At 76.3% G+C, this 16,653-nt stretch carries 14 protein-coding genes; 7 read left to right on the top strand and 7 right to left on the bottom strand.

Annotated elements, in window-relative coordinates; all coding sequences use genetic code 11:
• The first annotated feature begins 18 nt into the window (after positions 1 to 18).
• Positions 19 to 3,003 (top strand): sacsin N-terminal ATP-binding-like domain-containing protein, encoded by a 2,985-nt coding sequence (locus ACI793_RS09035; RefSeq protein ID WP_456606042.1) that lies wholly within the window; start codon positions 19 to 21, stop codon positions 3,001 to 3,003.
• A 7-nt stretch (positions 3,004 to 3,010) separates the two neighbouring features.
• Here ACI793_RS09035 and ACI793_RS09030 read toward each other — a convergent pair whose 3' ends face one another.
• Together ACI793_RS09030 and ACI793_RS09025 are read right to left on the bottom strand one after the other, a co-directional pair.
• Positions 3,011 to 3,379: a hypothetical protein gene (locus ACI793_RS09030; protein WP_456606041.1), complete on the bottom strand. Its 369-nt coding sequence runs from the start codon at positions 3,377 to 3,379 to the stop codon at positions 3,011 to 3,013.
• A 233-nt stretch (positions 3,380 to 3,612) separates the two neighbouring features.
• Positions 3,613 to 3,945, bottom strand: coding sequence for a hypothetical protein (locus ACI793_RS09025; RefSeq protein ID WP_456606040.1), 333 nt, complete (start codon positions 3,943 to 3,945; stop codon positions 3,613 to 3,615).
• Between the two features lie 192 nt (positions 3,946 to 4,137).
• On the opposite strand from ACI793_RS09025, the gene ACI793_RS09020 reads away from it, so the two are divergent.
• From ACI793_RS09020 to fabG, 3 genes are all read left to right on the top strand, one after another.
• The gene (locus tag ACI793_RS09020) at positions 4,138 to 4,515 is read left to right on the top strand and encodes an STAS domain-containing protein (protein WP_456606039.1); all 378 of its coding nucleotides are present in this window, start codon (positions 4,138 to 4,140) and stop codon (positions 4,513 to 4,515) included.
• Positions 4,516 to 4,696: 181 nt separating this feature from the next.
• Complete coding sequence (locus ACI793_RS09015; RefSeq protein ID WP_456606038.1) at positions 4,697 to 5,911, top strand: acetyl-CoA C-acetyltransferase; 1,215 nt, start codon at positions 4,697 to 4,699, stop codon at positions 5,909 to 5,911.
• A 41-nt stretch (positions 5,912 to 5,952) separates the two neighbouring features.
• Positions 5,953 to 6,702: a 3-oxoacyl-ACP reductase FabG gene (gene fabG, locus ACI793_RS09010; protein WP_456606037.1), complete on the top strand. Its 750-nt coding sequence runs from the start codon at positions 5,953 to 5,955 to the stop codon at positions 6,700 to 6,702.
• Positions 6,703 to 6,721: 19 nt separating this feature from the next.
• Here the strand turns inward: fabG and ACI793_RS09005 are convergent, their stop codons facing one another.
• From ACI793_RS09005 to ACI793_RS08995, 3 genes are read right to left on the bottom strand one after another with little or no spacing between them, the layout of a single operon-like run.
• Positions 6,722 to 8,092: a DUF2254 domain-containing protein gene (locus tag ACI793_RS09005; protein WP_456606036.1), complete on the bottom strand. Its 1,371-nt coding sequence runs from the start codon at positions 8,090 to 8,092 to the stop codon at positions 6,722 to 6,724.
• The gene (locus tag ACI793_RS09000; RefSeq protein WP_456606035.1) at positions 8,089 to 8,955 is read right to left on the bottom strand and encodes a DUF1206 domain-containing protein; all 867 of its coding nucleotides are present in this window, start codon (positions 8,953 to 8,955) and stop codon (positions 8,089 to 8,091) included. The genes ACI793_RS09005 and ACI793_RS09000 overlap by 4 nt, the downstream gene beginning before the upstream one ends.
• A gap of 23 nt (positions 8,956 to 8,978) precedes the next feature.
• Positions 8,979 to 9,824: a DUF1206 domain-containing protein gene (locus ACI793_RS08995; RefSeq protein WP_456606034.1), complete on the bottom strand. Its 846-nt coding sequence runs from the start codon at positions 9,822 to 9,824 to the stop codon at positions 8,979 to 8,981.
• Positions 9,825 to 9,927: 103 nt separating this feature from the next.
• Between ACI793_RS08995 and ACI793_RS08990 the strand changes: the two genes are divergently transcribed.
• Genes ACI793_RS08990 through ACI793_RS08980 form a run of 3 tightly spaced genes read left to right on the top strand, consistent with a single transcriptional unit; the run spans position 9,928 to position 13,463 of the window.
• On the top strand, positions 9,928 to 10,572 hold the full coding sequence (locus tag ACI793_RS08990; protein ID WP_456606033.1) for a hypothetical protein: 645 nt from the start codon (positions 9,928 to 9,930) through the stop codon (positions 10,570 to 10,572).
• 58 nt (positions 10,573 to 10,630) lie between these two features.
• Entirely contained in the window at positions 10,631 to 12,196 is a 1,566-nt protein-coding gene (locus tag ACI793_RS08985) for an SIR2 family protein (protein ID WP_456606032.1), read from the top strand.
• 49 nt (positions 12,197 to 12,245) lie between these two features.
• Entirely contained in the window at positions 12,246 to 13,463 is a 1,218-nt protein-coding gene (locus ACI793_RS08980) for a cytochrome P450 (RefSeq protein WP_456606031.1), read from the top strand.
• Here ACI793_RS08980 and ACI793_RS08975 read toward each other — a convergent pair.
• Together ACI793_RS08975 and ACI793_RS08970 are read right to left on the bottom strand one after the other, a co-directional pair.
• Positions 13,460 to 15,772 (bottom strand): helicase, encoded by a 2,313-nt coding sequence (locus ACI793_RS08975; RefSeq protein ID WP_456606030.1) that lies wholly within the window; start codon positions 15,770 to 15,772, stop codon positions 13,460 to 13,462. The genes ACI793_RS08980 and ACI793_RS08975 overlap by 4 nt on opposite strands.
• A 167-nt stretch (positions 15,773 to 15,939) precedes the next feature.
• Positions 15,940 to 16,593 (bottom strand): alpha/beta fold hydrolase, encoded by a 654-nt coding sequence (locus tag ACI793_RS08970; protein ID WP_456606029.1) that lies wholly within the window; start codon positions 16,591 to 16,593, stop codon positions 15,940 to 15,942.
• Positions 16,594 to 16,653 lie beyond the last annotated feature (60 nt).

The raw sequence follows: 16,653 nt of genomic DNA, 5'->3' as shown, positions 1-16,653 counted from the left end.
ACTCTAGGGTCGCAACCCATGGGGAGCCCGCTCGTTGCCGACCCGTTCGGCACCGGGGAGCTGCGCCGTCGCGTGCTCGCCGCGTGGACCGACTCGCCCGCACGCTTCCGCGAGGACGCGAACGCCGAGGAGGATCTGGTCCGCGGGGGCTACCGCGACCGGCTGCTGGTGGAGCTGGCGCAGAACGCCGCGGACGCGGCACGGCGGGCGGGCGAGCCGGGCCGGCTGCGGCTGGAGCTCTCCGGCACCGGGAACCCGGTCCTGCGGGCGGCGAACACCGGCGCGCCCCTGGATGCCGCGGGCGTGGAAGGTCTGGCCACGCTGCGTGCCTCCGCCAAGCGGGACGACCCGGGCGGCGTGGGCCGGTTCGGCGTGGGCTTCGCCGCGGTGCTGACGGTGACCGACGAGCCGGCCGTCCTCTCGACGACCGGTGGGGTGCGGTTCAGCGCCGCGCGCACCCGGGCCGCCGTCGCGGCGGTGCCGGACCTGGCCGCCGAGCTGGCCGCCCGCGACGGCGCCGTCCCCGTGCTCCGCCTCCCCGAGCCCGCCGCCGGCGCCCCGTCCGAGGGCTTCGCCACCGAGGTGCTGCTGCCGCTGCGCCCGGGCCTGCGCGACGACGTCGCCGCGGCGCTGTCGCTGCTGGACGCCGAGCTGCTGCTGGGCCTGCCGGCGCTGGCCACGATCGAGGTCGTCCTCGACGGGAGCCGCCGGGTGCTGGCCCGGGACGGCGCTCCGCCGCTGGTCCGGGTCGCCGACGGCGACGTCGTCACCCGCTGGGCGGTCGCGACCCGGGCGGGGGAGCTGTCCGCGGAGCTGCTCGCCGCCCGGCCGGTGGAGGAGCGGAGCCGGTCGGGCTGGACCGTCACCTGGGCCGTGCCGGTCGACGACGACGGCGTCCCGCGGCCCCTGCCGGAACGCCAGGTGGTGCACGCGCCGACGCCGAGCGACGAGCCGCTCAGCCTGCCGGTGCGGCTGATCGCGCCCTTCCCGCTCGGCCCCGACCGGCGGCACGTGCTCCCCGGCCCGGTCACCGACGCCCTGGTGTCCACCGCCGCCGGCGCGTACGCGGAGTTCCTGGCCCGGCTGCCGGCCGGCCCCGCGTTGCTCGCGTGCGTCCCCCGCCCGCGGCTGGCCGGCGCGGACCTGGACGCCGCCCTGTGCGGCACGGTGCTCGACCGGCTGCGGGACACCGCGTGGCTGCCCGAGGCGGGGGAGCACCGCCGGGTGGCGCCGGCGCGGGCGGTGGTGCTCGCCGACGCTCCCGACGGGCTGGTCGCCGCGCTGACCGGCGTCCTCCCCGGGCTCCTCCCGGCGGGCTGGTCGCGCCGCACCGACGGACCGGCGCTGGCCGCCCTGGGCGTGCGGCGGATCGGCATCGCCGAGGCGGTCGAGGCGGTGCGCGGGGTCGACCGGCCGCCGGCCTGGTGGGCCCGGCTCTACGCCGCGCTGGACGGCGCCGACCGCGAGGAGCTCGGTGCGTTGCCGGTGCCGCTGGCCGACGGCCGGACCGCGCACGGGCCGGCGGGCGTGCTGCTGCCCGAGGAGGACCTGCCCGCCGCCCGGCTCGGCCCGCTCGGGCTGCGGCTGGCCGACTCCGGCGCGGTCGCGGACCCCGCCGCCCGGCGGCTGCTGGAACGGCTGGGTGCGCGCCCCGCCACCCCGGCCGCGGTGCTGGCCGACCCGGCCGTGCGGGCGGTCGTCGAGCAGTCGCTGGACGCGGTCGAGGACGCCGTCCCGGGAGGCCCGGACCCGGACGAACTGGCCACCGCCGTCCTCGCCCTGGTCGCCGCGGCGGGACCGGCGGCCGATGGGGCGACCTGGCTGGCCGAGCTCGCCCTGCCCGACGCCGACGGCGGCTGGGCACCCGCGGGCGAGCTGGTGCTCCCGGGCTCGCCGCTGGCCGGCGTGCTGGAGCCGGGCGCGCTCGGCGTGCTGGACCCGGCCGTCGCCGCGACGGCCGATGCCGGGGCGCTGCGCCGGGTCGGTGTCCTGGACACGTTCGCGCTCGTCGTCGCCGACCACCCCGACGACCTGGACCCCGACGGCGTCGACGACTGGATCGACGCGGTCCTCGACCGGCTGCCGGCGGATGCCCCGCCGCCGGAGTGGCCGCCGCTGACGGTCGTGCGCGACCTGGAACTGGTGGCCGACTGGCCGGCCGCGCTCGGGCTGCTGGCCCGGCTGCCCGCGCCGGCGTGGGCAGACGTGCAGCTGGGCGGGGCGGCGGTGCCGGGCTACCTGCGCTGGTGGATGTCCACCCACCCGGTCCTCGACGGCCGGCGCCCCGACCGCGTGCGGCGGCCGGGACCAGGGCCGTTACAGGGACTGTACGAATCGGCGGAGGTCGCTCCGGACCTGCTCGCGCTGCTCCGCCTCCCGGCCACGGTCGAGGACGTGCTGGCCGACGTCGACGGCGCCGTCGATCTCCTCCACCGGCTCGGCGACCACGCACGCAGGGTCCGCTGGAGCGTGCTCCGGACGGTGTACGCGCAGCTGGCCCGCGCGCTCGACGGCGTCGACGTGGCGCCGCCGGCCCGGGTGCGGGTGGCGCCCGACCGGGTGGCCACGGATGCGGTCGTCCTCGACGCGCCGTGGTTGCAGCCACTGGTGCGAACCGACGTCGTCCCGGCCGGGGGGCTCCCGGGGCCGGTGGCTGATCTGCTGGACCTCCCGCTGGCGTCCGAGGTGGTTCCCGGGACCGTTCCCGGGTCCCCGGGCCCCGCCCGGCGCTGGGCGGAGCTGCCCGGGGCCGACCTGGCGGCCGCCCGGCTGGGGCTGGACGAGCTGCCCGGCGAGGTCGCGGTGGACGCGCGGCTCGCTGTCGGCGACCGGCCGGTGCCGTGGTGGCCGGGGGAGCCGGACCTGGTCGACGGCAGCCCCGGAGCGCTCGGGCGCGCGCTGGCCTGGCGGGCGGGACGGTGGGAGCTGCGCCAGGCGCTGGCGGAGGTGTTCGCCCACCCCGATCGCGTCCTCGACCTGTCGGCCGAGGACGCGATCGGCTGACGCCTCCCTACTGGCCCCAGCGGGGGATCGCGGTGGCCCCGGGAGCGTGGCCGTGCGTCGACGGTCGACCGCCGCGCCCCGATCGCGGGGCGCCCGGACCGGGTGCCCGCGACGTGCGGGTCCAGCAGTCGAACAGCGAGCGCCACTGCGCGGCGGTGAGCGCCGTCGGCCGGGTGGTCGGCGGCAGGCCCTCGTGCCGCAGCCACTGCACGCCGGCGGTGCCGGGGAGCTGGGCGCGCAGCAGCGGCCCGAGCGGGGCCGACGCCGACGCCAGCACGGCGGAGGCGAGACGGTCGAAGGCCGCGGTGTCGGACTCGGGCAGGCCGGCGCGGGCGTCGGCCGCGGGGCCGGTGGACAGGGGACCAGGACGTGACACGGGTACCTCCAGGCGAGGCGGTGCGGATGTCCCCGGGCAGCACAGGGCCCGGCGGACGGAGGGTGCGGAGGAGGCGGTGACGGATCACCGCGGCCGGCCGGGCGGAGCCGGGACCGGCGAGGAGCACGAGGGCTCGGAGAGGGCGCGGAGGCCCGGATCTCAGGAGGTGCGCAGGCGCACGGAGTGCCGCATGGCCGGGAACCTACGAAGCGGTCGGTCGGCCGTCGAGCGATTTACCGGCCGTCGTCCGTGCTGCCGGCCCGGCGAGCGGCCTGCCGGGCCTGGTGGGCCTCCCACTTCTGCCGGTCCCGCTCCCGGGCGGCCGCGTTCCGGTCCCACTTCTCCTTGCGCCGGAGGGCTCGTGCCTGCTCCCGCTCCTCGTAGGTGGAGTGCTCGTCCCACCCGCTGGCCGCGACTGCTGCGCCCAACGCGGTGACGAGCACGACGGCCACGGCGGTGGCGACGATCACGTCGAGGAGGACGAACGCCGCGACCGCCAGGGCGACGGTGATGACGGCGCCGAGGACCGCGCCGAGCAGGCGTCCGTGTCGGGGCTTCGTCGGCACGCGCCCAGTATCCGCGCCGCCGTCGGGCACCGGGGCCGGGGCCTTGTCAGTGTCGTGCGGGGTCCGTACCGTGGGCCCAGCGGTTCAACAGTCAGCCGTTCCCCGTGCTGCGGATCCGTTGCGCGCCCCCCGGTGGGGCACGCCGCACCGGCGTCGCGGGGTTCCGGTTCCACCCGCCCGAGAGGCGCAACCGTGGCCGCATCCTTCGCCGAACCGCCGGTCACCGATCTCGTGCGTGTCGACGTCGTCGCCCAGGGCCGCACCGTGCGGATCATCACCGCCGGTGAGGTCGACTCCTCGTCCGCGCCCGTGCTGGAGAGCCACCTCGCCGGGGTGCTCGAGGAGTCCCTGGACGAGCTGGTCGTCGACCTCTGCGGCGTCACCTTCCTCGACTCCGCCGGCCTGTGCGTCCTGGCCACGGCGCACCGCCGGGCCGGCGAGAAGCAGGTCGCGATGCGCGTGCTGGCCTCCTCCCGCGCCGTCGTCCGGCCGCTGCAGATCACCGGGCTGTGGCAGCTCCTGGGCGCTGAAGAGGTCGAGTCCTCGTCCGCCGACCAGGGCGTCGCCTGACCGTCGACTGACGCCCGCACCCCGGGCTGCCCGCCCGTAGCCCCGCCGCGGCCGACGAGCCGCCGTCCTCCCCGCGTGGGAGGGTGCGTGCACGCCCCGCTGTGCCGCCGGGCACACTTCCTACGACGTGCGCCGGCCGCTCCAGGGGCCGTGGACGCGGACCTACCCCAGGAGGACACCCGTGCGAGATGCGGTCATCTGCGAGCCCTTGCGGACCCCGGTCGGAGGCTTCGGCGGCTCGTTGCGCGACGTGCCGGTGCAGGAGCTCGCCGCGACGGTCATCCGGGCGCTGCTCGAGCGCACCGGCATCCCGCCCGAGTCCGTCGAGGACGTCCTGCTGGGCCACTGCTACCCGACCATGGACGCGCCCGCGATCGGCCGCGTCGCCGCGCTGAACGCGGGCCTGCCCGTCACCGCCTCCGGGCTGCAGATCGACCGCCGCTGCGGCTCCGGGCTGCAGGCCGTGGTCAACGCCGCGATGCAGGTGCAGTCGGGCGCCTCCGACCTCGTCCTGGCCGGTGGCGCGGAGTCGATGAGCAACGCGCCGTTCTACTCGACCGCCATGCGCTGGGGCGTCAAGGCCGGTACCGGCGTCCTGCTCGAGGACGGCCTGGTGCGCGGCCGGGTCACCGCGGGCGGTACCAACCACCCGGTGCCCGGCGGCATGCTGGAGACCGCGGAGAACCTCCGGCGCGAGTACGAGATCGGGCGCGAGGAGCAGGACGAGTACGCCGTCCGCAGCCACCAGCGCGCGGCCGCCGCCACCGAGGCCGGCCGCTTCGCCGACGAGATCGTGCCGGTCACCGTCAAGGGCCGGAAGAGCGAGACCGTCGTCGACCGCGACGAGCACATCCGGCCCGACTCGAACATCGAGACCCTCGCCCGGCTGCGCCCGATCATGGGCCGGGACGACGCCGAGGCCACGGTCACCGCCGGCAACGCCAGCGGGCAGAACGACGGCGCCGCCGTCTGCATCGTGACCACCCCCGAGAAGGCCGCCGAGCTCGGTCTGCGGCCGCTGGCCCGGCTGGTCTCCTGGAGCGTCGCCGGCGTCCCGCCGCGGACCATGGGCATCGGCCCCGTGCCGGCGACGGCCAAGGCGCTCGCGATCGCCGGTCTCGACCTGGCCGAGATCGACCTGATCGAGCTCAACGAGGCCTTCGCCAGCCAGGTGCTCGCCGTCGCCCGCGAGTGGAAGTTCACGGACGCGGACTGGGAGCGGACCAACGTCAACGGTTCCGGCATCTCCCTGGGTCACCCGGTGGGCGCGACCGGTGGGCGGATCCTGGCCACCCTGCTGCGCGAGATGGACCGCCGCCAGGCGCGCTACGGCCTGGAGACGATGTGCATCGGCGGCGGGCAGGGCCTGGCCGCGGTGTTCGAGCGGGTCGCCTGAGCTACCCGAACCCCCACCACGACGACGAACGGGAGCACGGAATGAGCAAGGTCGCGATCGTCACCGGCGCCGCACGAGGCATCGGGGCGGCCACCGCACTGCGGCTGGCACAGGACGGCTTCGCCGTCGCCGTGCTGGACCTCAAGGCCGAGGACTGCGCCGACACGGTCGCCGCGATCGAGTCCGCCGGCGGGAAGGCCCTGGCCGTGGCCGCCGACGTCGGGGACGCCGAGCAGGTGGAGGCCGCCGTCGAGCGGATCGCCACGGAGCTCGGCCCGCCGGTCGTGCTGGTCAACAACGCCGGCGTCACCCGCGACAACCTGCTGTTCAAGATGAGCGACGCCGACTGGGACGTCGTCATGCACGTGCACCTGCGCGGCTCCTTCCTCATGACCCGCGCCGCCCAGAAGCACATGATCGAGGCCAAGTGGGGCCGCATCGTCAACCTGTCGAGCGTCTCCGCGCTGGGCAACCGCGGCCAGGCGAACTACGCCACCGCCAAGGCCGGCCTCCAGGGCTTCACCAAGACCCTGGCCATCGAGCTGGGCAAGTTCGGCGTCACGGCCAACGCCATCGCGCCGGGGTTCATCGTCACCGACATGACGAAGGCGACCGCCGAGCGGATCGGCGAGGAGTGGGAGCCCTACGTGGCCAAGCGCGCCGCGGCGATCCCGGTCGCACGGGCCGGGCAGCCCGAGGACATCGCGCACACCGTCTCGTTCTTCGTCAGCGAGGGCGCCGGCTTCGTCTCCGGCCAGGTCATCTACGCCGCCGGCGGCCCGCGGACCTGAGGGTCCGCGGACCGGGGCGTCAGGGCCGGGGCCAGTCACCCGCGAGAGCGGAGTCGACGGCCCCGGCCCGTCGCCGTACGTCCTCGGCGGTCCAGCCGACGGGCAGCTCGTCGTCGTACTGGGCGACGAGCTGGTCCTTCTCCCGGCGGACCGCTTCCTGCTGCACCGGTGTCCGGACGTGCCACGCCGCTTCGGTCAGCACGCCGAACACCCGGTCGGCCACGGCCGGATCGGTCCCGCCGTAGGACCGCGGCTGGGTGAGGGCCAGCGACAGCAGGGCCGGGTAGTCCCAGGACGGCACCAGCAGCCGGTGCGTGCCGTCCTCGTCGGCGAGCCGGCGGTGCCACGTGGTGCGGCAGGCGGCCAGGCCGAGCAGGTCGGAGACGTGCGAGAGCGCGTGGACGGCGGTCGTCGGGTCGTTGATGCCGGGGGAGAGGGCCCGGGCGGCGATGTCGACCAGCTTGCGGAGCCCGTAGCTGGGGTCGCCGGAGTAGGCCCGCTCGTAGCTGAGGACCAGCTGCTCGTCGACGGCCGCCTCGAGCTCCTCGATCGGCGGCTCCGAGCTCGTCCCGACGCTCCAGGTCCAGGCCACCGGGATGCCGGCGAGCACCGACTCGCCCGGGCGGGGGATCAGCCGCACCACCGCGCGCGACTCGGTCGCCGCGGCCAGCAGCGGGCCCTCCATGACCTGCACGAGGAACCCGCTGTGCCGGGCGAGGAGGGGCCGGGCGTGTGCGGGGACCGGCGGCAGGTCGACGTCGGGCATGTCGTCGTCGGCCTGGTCCCCGGCGAGCCGGCGCAGCGTCGCGGCGCCCTCCACGTGGACGTCCCGGAGCATCGTCTCGACCCGGAGCTGGCGGCTCTGGTGGCTGAGGAAGGCGACCAGCGCGCCCACCGAGGCCAGGGTCAGGACCAGGGCCACGGTCACCGAGAGCCGCGGGACGAACGCCCCCAGGCCGGCCTCGTCGGCCGAGCGCACCGTGCGCAGCACCACCAGCGCGAAGACGAACGTGCCGAGCAGGATGCCCAGGCAGGTCTGCACCACGCGGTCGCGCACGAACGTCTGCAGGAGCCGCGGCGAGTACTGGCTGCTGGCCAGCTGCAGCGTGACGATCGTGAGCGAGAACAGCAGGGTGGTGACCGAGATCAGCGACGAGGCGATCGCCGACAGCACGGTGCGTGCCGCCGACGGGCCCCCGCCGAACACGTAGGCCAGCGGCTCGTTGTCCTCGCCCTCCTGGAGCCAGGTGTCCACCTCCGGCAGCAGGAAGGCCAGGCCGACGGAGCCCAGGACGGCCAGCGCCGGCAGCGGCCAGAGCGCGCCTCCGACGATGCGGCGGACGCTGCTGAACCAGCCGCCGCGCGGGCTCGCGTCCACCGCCCCGCTCACGACGACGGGTCCCGGTCGGGGTAGCGGGCACGGGCCAGGGCGTAGACGCCGAACGCGGCGAACCCGAGCGCGATGCCGGCCAGCAGCCACGGTCCGGCGTCCACCCGGGCGATCGCCGTCATGGCCCCGTCCAGCCCCGTGGCGTCGGTGACGTCGGCGGAGGTCGCCGCGCGCCACAGCAGGACGCCGACCAGCCCGAACGCGATGCCCTTCGCGACGTAGCCGATCCGGCCGATGCCCTCGATGACCGGCTCCCAGCGGTCGGGCGCGGCGGGCAGGTCGACGTCCCGCATGAAGCCGCCGGTGACGCCGCGGACCAGCGTGTACAGGCCGACCGCGACCACCCCGGCGGCGACCAGGCAGACCGCCGCCGTGCCACCGGGGATCCGCAGCGCGTCGTCGGTGAGCGCGGGCAGCCGCTCGTCGGCCTCGTACTCCAGCCCGAGGGCGAACAGCAGCGCCGTCGCGCCGAGGAACGCGTAGACCCCGCCCTTGGCCAGGCACTTGGCGCAGACCAGCGCGGTGCGCCGGCGGTGCGCCGGATCGAGCAGCCCGCGCCACCAGAGCAGGACCTCGCCGGCCTGCCAGAGACCGAGGCAGAGCAGTCCCAGGCCGATCGCCCACAGCAGGGCACGTCCGCCCGGACCGGCGCCCACGGTCTGCAGCGCACCGGTCTGGTCGGCGTCGGCACCCTGCAGCCCCAGCGCCATGCGCGCGGCCAGGAACGCGATGAGCAGGTGCACGGCGCCGTAGGCGATGAGGCCGACCCGGGCCAGGTGGGTGAGCACCGGGTGCTCGGTCACCTCGCGCGCCTGCTCGACGGCGGCGTGCACCCGGTCGAGCAGGGCGCGGGCGGTCGTCACCGGACGATCGTGCTGGACGGTGCTCAGGTGCGCTCGGGGTAGCGGGCGCGGACGAACAGGTACCCCCCGAAGGCGGCGATGCCGAGGGCGACCAGCGTCAGGAGGATCTGGCCGAAGGGCGCGTCCAGGATGGTCCGCAGCACGCCGTCCAGCCCGCTGGCCTTGGCCGGGTCGAAGGTGACCGCCGCCCAGACCAGCAGCCCGCCCACCCCGCCGAGCGCGATCCCCTTGCCGGGGTACCCGACCTCACCGAGCCGGGTCACCAGCCGGGTCGCCGACGACGAGGCCCGGGACAGGTCGATCTCCTTGAGGAAGCGCTTCGTCACGCCCTTGTAGACGTGGTAGATGCCGGCCCCGACGACGACGAGCCCGGCGGCGGCGACCAGCCAGCGTCCGGCGGGCCAGCCGAAGACGCCGGCCACGGTCTGCTGCTGCGACCCGGACGACCCGCCGCTGCCGGTGGCGACGCGGAAGGCCAGCACCGCCAGCGCGGCATAGATGATCGCCTTCGCGACGGCCTTGGCCGACCTCTTGACGGCGTTGGTGCGGGTGTCCCCGGACGCCGACCAGCCGGAACGCCAGCGGAGCACCTCGAGGGCCTGCCAGACCGCCAGGGCGACCAGCCCGACCGCGACGACCCAGAGCAGCGGCCTGCCGACGGGGGACTCGGCCAGGGTGGCCAGCGCTCCGGTCTGATCGGCGGACTCGCCGCCGCTGCCACCGCCGACGCCCCATGCCAGCTGGAGCGCCAGCCACGCCAGGACCAGGTGGATCACGCCGTAGGCGACCAGGCCGACGCGGGCCAGCTTCTCCAGGCCGTCGTTGTCGGCGGCTCTCGCCGCGTTGTCAGCCGAACCCTGCACGCCCATGTCCGCACTCCCTGTCGTGGGCGGATGATCAACGCCTCACAGTGGCACGACTGCCCGTGCGGTGCCTGCCGTCGTCCCCCGGCGGGTGAGGGACACTGGATCCGTGGCAACCGCTGGAGACGTCCTGACCGCACAGCCGACCCGCGAGGTCGCCCGACGGGCGTGGCCGCAGTGGCTCGCGCTGGGCGTGGCGATGATCGCCGTCGCCGGTGCGTCGATCGTGTGGTCCGACGGTGGAGCGCGCCTCCTGCTCGGGGCGCTGGGGCTCTTCCTCGCCGTCCGCGGCGGGGCGCTGCTCCGGAGCGCGCCGCGGCTGGACGGCGAGCTGAGCGGCCGTGCGCGCACCCTCGGCTCGGTCGCCGTGGTCGTCGGGTCCCTCGCCCTGGTCGTCGCGCTGGCCCTCGGCGAGGCGGCCGCCCGCGTGCTGCTGGTCGGCGTCCCGGTCGTCCTGCTCGCCGGTGCGCTGGCGCTGCTCTCCCGCACCGGCGTCGCGCGCCGCGGCGGGCAGGCGCTGCTCGTGTGGGGGGTACTGGTCACCGGTCTCCTGGCGGTCACCGGGTTCGCCCGGGACTGGGACCGGGCGGCCGACGCCGCCACCGTGGTCGCCGCCCTGATGCTGGCGGTGCTGGCCGTGCCGGTGCTGGTCAGCGCCGTCAACCTGCGTGCGGTCGCGGCCCGGCCGGCTCCCGCTCCTGCTGCGGGCGGCTGCGGCGGCTGCGCCTGCGGCGCCGGGGGCTGCGGCTCCTGATCCTCCGGGTGCCGGGGCGCCGGTGTCCGCACCGTCCCCACCGGGGTAGGGGCGGTGCATGAGCGGACACGTCTTCGTGGTCGGCGCCGACCTGACCCGGCTGTCCTGCGACGACGTCCTGGTGCCCACCGGCCGCAGCCTGCGGATCTCGCCGGGCTGGTGCCCCCTGGTGCCCGGTGAGCTGATCACCGAGTCCGGGAACGAGGGCGCCTGCGTCGGGCTGTCCTGGGCCGCCGACGAGCGGGTGCTCGAGGTGCCCGGCGGCGGTCCCCGGCGCGCCTGGCTCGTCGACACGGTCGACGACGAGGGCCGCGGCCTGCCCTGGCTGCTCGACGGCGCGCGCGAGGCGCTGGCCGCCGTCGCCCGTCGGGAGGTGGACCGCCCCGCGCACGGCCGGGCGCGGCGGCTGGTCGGCCTGCCCGCGCTCGGCACCGGCTGGGGTGGCGCCGCCGGCCGGCGGGGGGCGCTGCTGCAGGAGCTGTTGCCGGTGCTGCACGAGGCGGCGCGGGAGCACGGCATCGACGTCGCCCTGGTGCTCAAGCGGCCCAGCGACCTGGCGGCCGCCCAGCGGGTGCGCCGGGCGCGTGACGGCGGGTGGGACCTGCCCGCCTCCCTGCACCGGCTGGCCGAGCAGCTGGGTGACCGGGCACGGCGCGGCCAGCTGGCCGTCTTCCTCGGTGCCGGCGTCAGCGCGGCGGCGGGGCTGCCCACCTGGGAGCAGCTGGTCGGCGAGCTGGCCGACCGCTCCGGCCTGGACGAGGACCTGCGCGCCGGTCTGGTCCGCCTGCCGGCGCAGGACGCCGCGGCGCTGCTGGCCCGCGAGCTGGGCAGCGAGGCGCTGGCGTCCTTCGTCAGGGAGCGCTTCGGACCGGGCCCGTACGCGCTGGCGCACGCGCTCGTCGCCGGCCTCCCGGTGCAGGAGTTCGTGACGACCAACTACGACCCGCTGGTCGAGCAGGCCGCGAACGACGTGGGCCGCGGCCTGCGGGTGCTGCCCTTCGAGCAGGCCCGGCCGGGGGCGCCGTGGCTGCTCAAGCTGCACGGGGACGCCGCCCACCCCGAGAGTGTCGTGCTGACCCGTGAGGAGTACCTCCGCTTCGGGGACTCCCGGGCCGCACTGGCCGGGGTGCTGCACTCGCTCCTGCTGACCCGGCACGTCCTGTTCGTCGGCACGTCGATGCTCGACGACGACCTCATCCGCATCGCGCACGAGGTGCGCAGCGCCCTGCAGGTGCAGGGGTCGGACCGCGCGCACCGCAGTGGCACCGTCCTGGCCCTGCGGGAGGACGTGGCCCGCGCCCGGCTGTGGGAGCAGGACGTCGAGACGGTGGCGATGGCCGGCGCCGACGTCCCGTCCGCCGAGGCGGCGCGGCGCCTGGAGGTGCTGCTGGACCTGATCGGCTGCCTGTCCACGCCGCCCACCGGCTACCTGCTCGACCCCGCCTACCGCGGACTGCTCGACGACGAGGAGCGCGCCCTGGCCGACGCGCTGCGGTCGGTGGCCGAGCTGGTGCCCGACGGCGGTGTCCCCGGTGCGGGGCAGGAGGTGGCCGCGCTGCTGCACCGCCTGGGCCACGGCGGCTCGCCGCCCGGCCGCGCCCACGACCCGGACCCGGAGCAGTAGCCGGGCCGACCGGCGATTGCCCGGCGGCACGACGGGGCAACGGTCCAGTGTGGCGCGACTCGAGAACAGCCTGAAGCTGCTGACCCGGGGATACGGCTGGCTGCCGGACAAGCGACGGCAGGCCGGCCGGCGGACGGTCCCCACCCGGCTGGGCGGGCTCAAGGTACTGGCGATCGAGGGGCCGGAAGCCGCTCGTTTCCTGTACGACGAGGACCACGTCCGCCGGGCGCACGCCATCCCCGAGCCGGTGCAGGGCACGTTGTTCGGCAAGGGGGCGGTGCACACCCTGGACGGGGAGATGCACCGGGTGCGCAAGGCGATGTTCGTCGCGCTGCTCATGCGCGAGGACGGCATCGCCGCGCTGGTGGAGCAGGCCACCTCGGCCTGGGACGACGCGGCCGCCCGCTGGCCGGGCCGCCGGATCGTGCTGTTCGACGAGTCCGCCCAGGTCATCGCCGGCACCGTCTGCCGCTGGGCGGGTGTGCCGGTCGCCGACGACGAGGTGCCGGCCCTCGCCCGCGACCTGGTGTCGATGGTCGACGGGTTCGCCACCGGCGGCCCCCGGCACTGGCGGGCGCGCCGGGCCCGTGGGCGCCGCGAGGCCTGGCTGTCCCAGCTCGTCACCGACGTCCGCAGCGGTGCGGTAACGGTGCCCGAGGGGTGCGCGGTCGACGTCGTCGCCCGGCACACCGACGCCGACGGCGAACGGCTGGACCCGCACGTGGCGGCGGTCGAGCTGCTCAACATCATCCGGCCGACCACCGCCGTGGCCTGGTTCATGGCCTTCTCCGGGCACGCGCTGATCCGCTGGCCCGAGCATCGCGAGCGGCTGGCCGGCGGCGACCCCGCGTTCGCCGAGGCGTGGGCGCACGAGGTGCGCCGGTTCTACCCGTTCGCCCCGTTCATCGGCGGGCGGGCGCCGCAGGAGACCGAGTACGACGGCGAGCGCATCCCGGAGAACTCGATGGTGCTGCTCGACCTCTACGGGCAGAACCACGACGCGGACCTGTGGCCGGATCCCTACGCGTTCCGGCCGGAGCGGTTCCTGGACCGGGAGATCGGCGCGTTCGAGCTCGTCCCGCAGGGCGGCGGGGACCCGCGCACCAACCACCGCTGCCCGGGCGAGGCGCTGACCGTGGGCCTGCTGTCGGCGCTCGCGGTCCGGCTGGCCCGGCTGGAGTTCGCGGTGCCGGAGCAGGACCTGGAGATCGCGCTGCACCGCATCCCGGCGCGGCCGGACAGCGGCGTCCTCCTCGACGTCCGCTAGGAGCGCTGCTCCAGGCCGGACAGCTCGGCCGGCAGCGCGCCGGGGTGCAGGACGCCGAGCCGCTGGGTGGCGCGGGTGAGGACGACGTAGAGGTCGTTCCACCCGCGGACCCCCTCGGCCACGATGGCGGCCGGATCGACCACGAGGACCGAGTCGAACTCCAGGCCCTTGGCGCCCTCGGGCGGCAGCACGACCGGGGCGTCGGCGCGGTCGGGGTCGGCGGGCAGGCGGGCAGCCACCGCGGCGCTCACCGCGTCCAGCCGGCTGCGCGGCACGAGCACCCCGAGGGTGCCCTCCTCCTTGTCCAGCCCGAGCGCGGCCTCGGCGACGGCGTCGGGCAGTCCGGCGTCGTCGACCCGCTGCGCCCAGGGGTGCACGCCGGTGGACCGCACCGACGTCGCGGCCGACGCCGGGGCGCCGGTGGCGGCGAGCACCTCGGCGGCCACGGCCATGATCTCGGCCGGGGTGCGGTAGTTGACGGTGAGCTCCTCCAGCTGCCAGGTGCGGCCGAGGTGCGGGTCGAGCACGTCGGACCAGCTGGTGGCGCCGGCGAGGGTGCTGGTCTGGGCGACGTCGCCCACCACGGTCATCGAGCGGGTCGGGCAGCGGCGCAGCAGCAGCCGCCAGGCCATGGCCGAGAGCTCCTGGGCCTCGTCGACGATGATGTGCCCGTAGGTCCAGGTGCGGTCGGCCGCGGCCCGCTCGGCGGTGCTGCGGTAGTCGGTCTCCTCGTGCCGGTCGGCCAGCCCCTCGGCGTCGAGCAGGTCGCCGGCCAGCAGCTCCTCGGCCTCGTCCTCGGTCTCCGCGTCGGTCGACCGGGAGCCGTGCAGCATGTCCAGGGTCTCCTGGGCGTCCCGGAGCCGGCGCTGCCGGTCGCGCTCCTCGGCGCGCCGCTGCGCGGACTCGTCGATGCCCAGCAGCTCGTCGACCTCCTCGAGCAGCGGGACGTCGGCCGGCGTCCACGGCGAGGACGGCGGCCGGTGCAGCAGGTCCCGCTCCGCCTCCGTCAGCCCGGACGCGACCGCGTCGAGCTGCCGGCGGGAGGCGAACAGGTCGCGGAGCACCCGCTCCGCGGTCAGCCGGGGCCAGAGCCGGTCGATCAGCGCGTGCACGGCGGGCTCGGCCGAGACCTCGCGGCGCAGGGCGGCGACGTCGTCCCGGTCGAGCAGGTTCGCCCCGCCGAGCACGTTCTCGCCCAACTTGTCGGCGTACTTGCGGGCCAGCAGTTCGATGACCGTCCGCGCGGCCGCGGGCCGGGCCTCGTTGTGCACGCGGGAGGCGGCGCGGGCGCGGCTGCGCACGCGGGCGGCGTCGGCCTTGGTGAAGCGCAGCGGGACGCCGTCGATGGTGATCTCGGCGGGGCGGTCCAGCACCGCCTGGCGCTGCTTGACCGCCGCGGCGACGACGTCACCCATCGCCAGCCGGCCCTTGACCTCGGCCACCTCCGGCGGTTCCGGCGCGTGCGCCTGCAGGCCCGGGCGCAGCCCGCCGAGGTCGGCGAGGACGACGCCGGTCTCGCCCAGGGAGGGCAGCACGTCGGCGATGTAGGTGAGGAAGGTGGGGGAGGGGCCGACGACGAGCAGACCGCTGCGGGCCAGCCGCTCGCGGTGGGTGTAGAGCAGGTAGGCGGCCCGGTGCAGCGCCACGGCGGTCTTGCCCGTCCCCGGCCCGCCCTGGACGACGAGCACGCCGCGGACGTCGGCGCGGATGATCCGGTCCTGCTCGGCCTGGATGGTGCGGACGATGTCGGTCATCCGGCCGGTGCGCGAGGCGTTCAGCGCGGCGAGGAGCACCGACTCCCCGGCCAGCCCGCCGCGCTCGCCGGCGCCGCCCTCGAGTGCGGCCTCGCTGATGTCGAGGGTCTCGTCGGCGACGCTGACCACCGTGCGGCCGCGGGTGCGGATGTGCCGGCGGCGGCGCACGCCCTGGTCGTGCAGCGCCGTCGCGGTGTAGAAGGGCTGGGCGGCCGGCGCCCGCCAGTCGACCAGCAGCGGCTCGTCGGCGCCGTCGGCGAACAGCCCGATGCGGCCGATGTAGCGGGGCGTCGCGGTGTCGTGCCGGTCGAGCCGGCCGAAGACCAGGCCGCTCTCGGCGGCGTCGAGGGCGACGATGCGCCGGCTGTGCAGCTCGACGGCGGCCTCCCGCTCGCCCACGGCCTGGGGGTTGTGCGGCACCAGGGCCAGCGCGTCGGCGAGCCGGCCGACACTGCGCGCGCGCACCTCGTCGAGCCGGTCGAACAGCGCGGTCACGTAGGGCTGCTCCGCGGCGATCCCGGAGTCGGGGCCGTCCGCGGTTCGAGCTGTCGACAAGTCGTGCCGCTTTCGGTCGGACGTGCACTACCTCCCGTGCGGGAGCGCCGGTCGTGGCGGCCGCCCATTATGCGCGCGCCCACTCCGGCGTCGGGATTCCGTGATCCCGGCGATTCGGGGCCGCCGACGGGACGGGACCACGCGATCCAAGCGCGCGGCGCAGCCGGTCAGGCGTCGAGGTAGGAGACCAGCCGATCGGCGAGCTCCGCCGGCCGGCTGAGGGCCACGAGGTGACCGCCGGGGAGCTCGTCGACCGTCAGGCCGAGCCGGTCCCGGGCGATCCGGCGCTGGAAGTCCAGCGGGAAGAAGCGGTCGTCGCGTCCGGCCAGCACGCGGGTGGGCACGTCGGGCCAGCGGTCCAGCGGCCAGGGGTCCGCGAACGGGCGATCGGCCTGCTCGAAGGGCTCGGCCTGCACCGCGGCGGCGACGTCGGCGGGCACGTCGGCGAAGAACGCCTCCGTCGGATCCCCGGGATCGGCGTGGCCGGTGTTCGTCCACCACGCGCCGCCCGTCTCGCCCGGGCTGGGCACCATCGCGTTGAGCAGGACCAGCAGGCGCACCGGCAGCCGGTCGCAGACCAGTGGTGCGGTCAGCCCGCCCATCGACTGGCCGACGAGCACCACGGGATCGGGGGAACCGCCCAGCGCCGTCCGGACGGTGCCGACGACGGCGGTGGAGTACGCGGCCAGCCCGGCGTCCGGGTCGGCGGCGGGCAGGCCCACGGCCAGGGCTCGGTGCCCGCGGCGCTCCAGCTCGGGCACCAGCAGCCGCCAGTAGGAGGCGTTGCCGCCCGCTCCGGGAACGAGCACGAACGTGGTCACGGCAGAGGAGACCGCCACGAGTGAGCCAACTCATCGCCGTCGCGTCGCCTGGCAACCCTG

The sequence above is a fragment of the Blastococcus sp. SYSU DS0617 genome, from assembly GCF_054051075.1.
Note: the sequence above shows the minus strand (reverse complement) of the source record. Positions and strands in the feature narration are given on the sequence as shown.

What these genes read in the sequence shown, in the direction of transcription:
- ACI793_RS08995 (WP_456606034.1), bottom strand. Translation starts at nt 9,824, where the DNA reads ATGGGCGTGCAGGGTTCGGCTGACAACGCGGCGAGAGCCGCCGACAAC.
- ACI793_RS08985 (WP_456606032.1), top strand. Translation starts at nt 10,631, where the DNA reads ATGAGCGGACACGTCTTCGTGGTCGGCGCCGACCTGACCCGGCTGTCC.
- fabG (WP_456606037.1), top strand. Translation starts at nt 5,953, where the DNA reads ATGAGCAAGGTCGCGATCGTCACCGGCGCCGCACGAGGCATCGGGGCG.
- ACI793_RS09035 (WP_456606042.1), top strand. Translation starts at nt 19, where the DNA reads ATGGGGAGCCCGCTCGTTGCCGACCCGTTCGGCACCGGGGAGCTGCGC.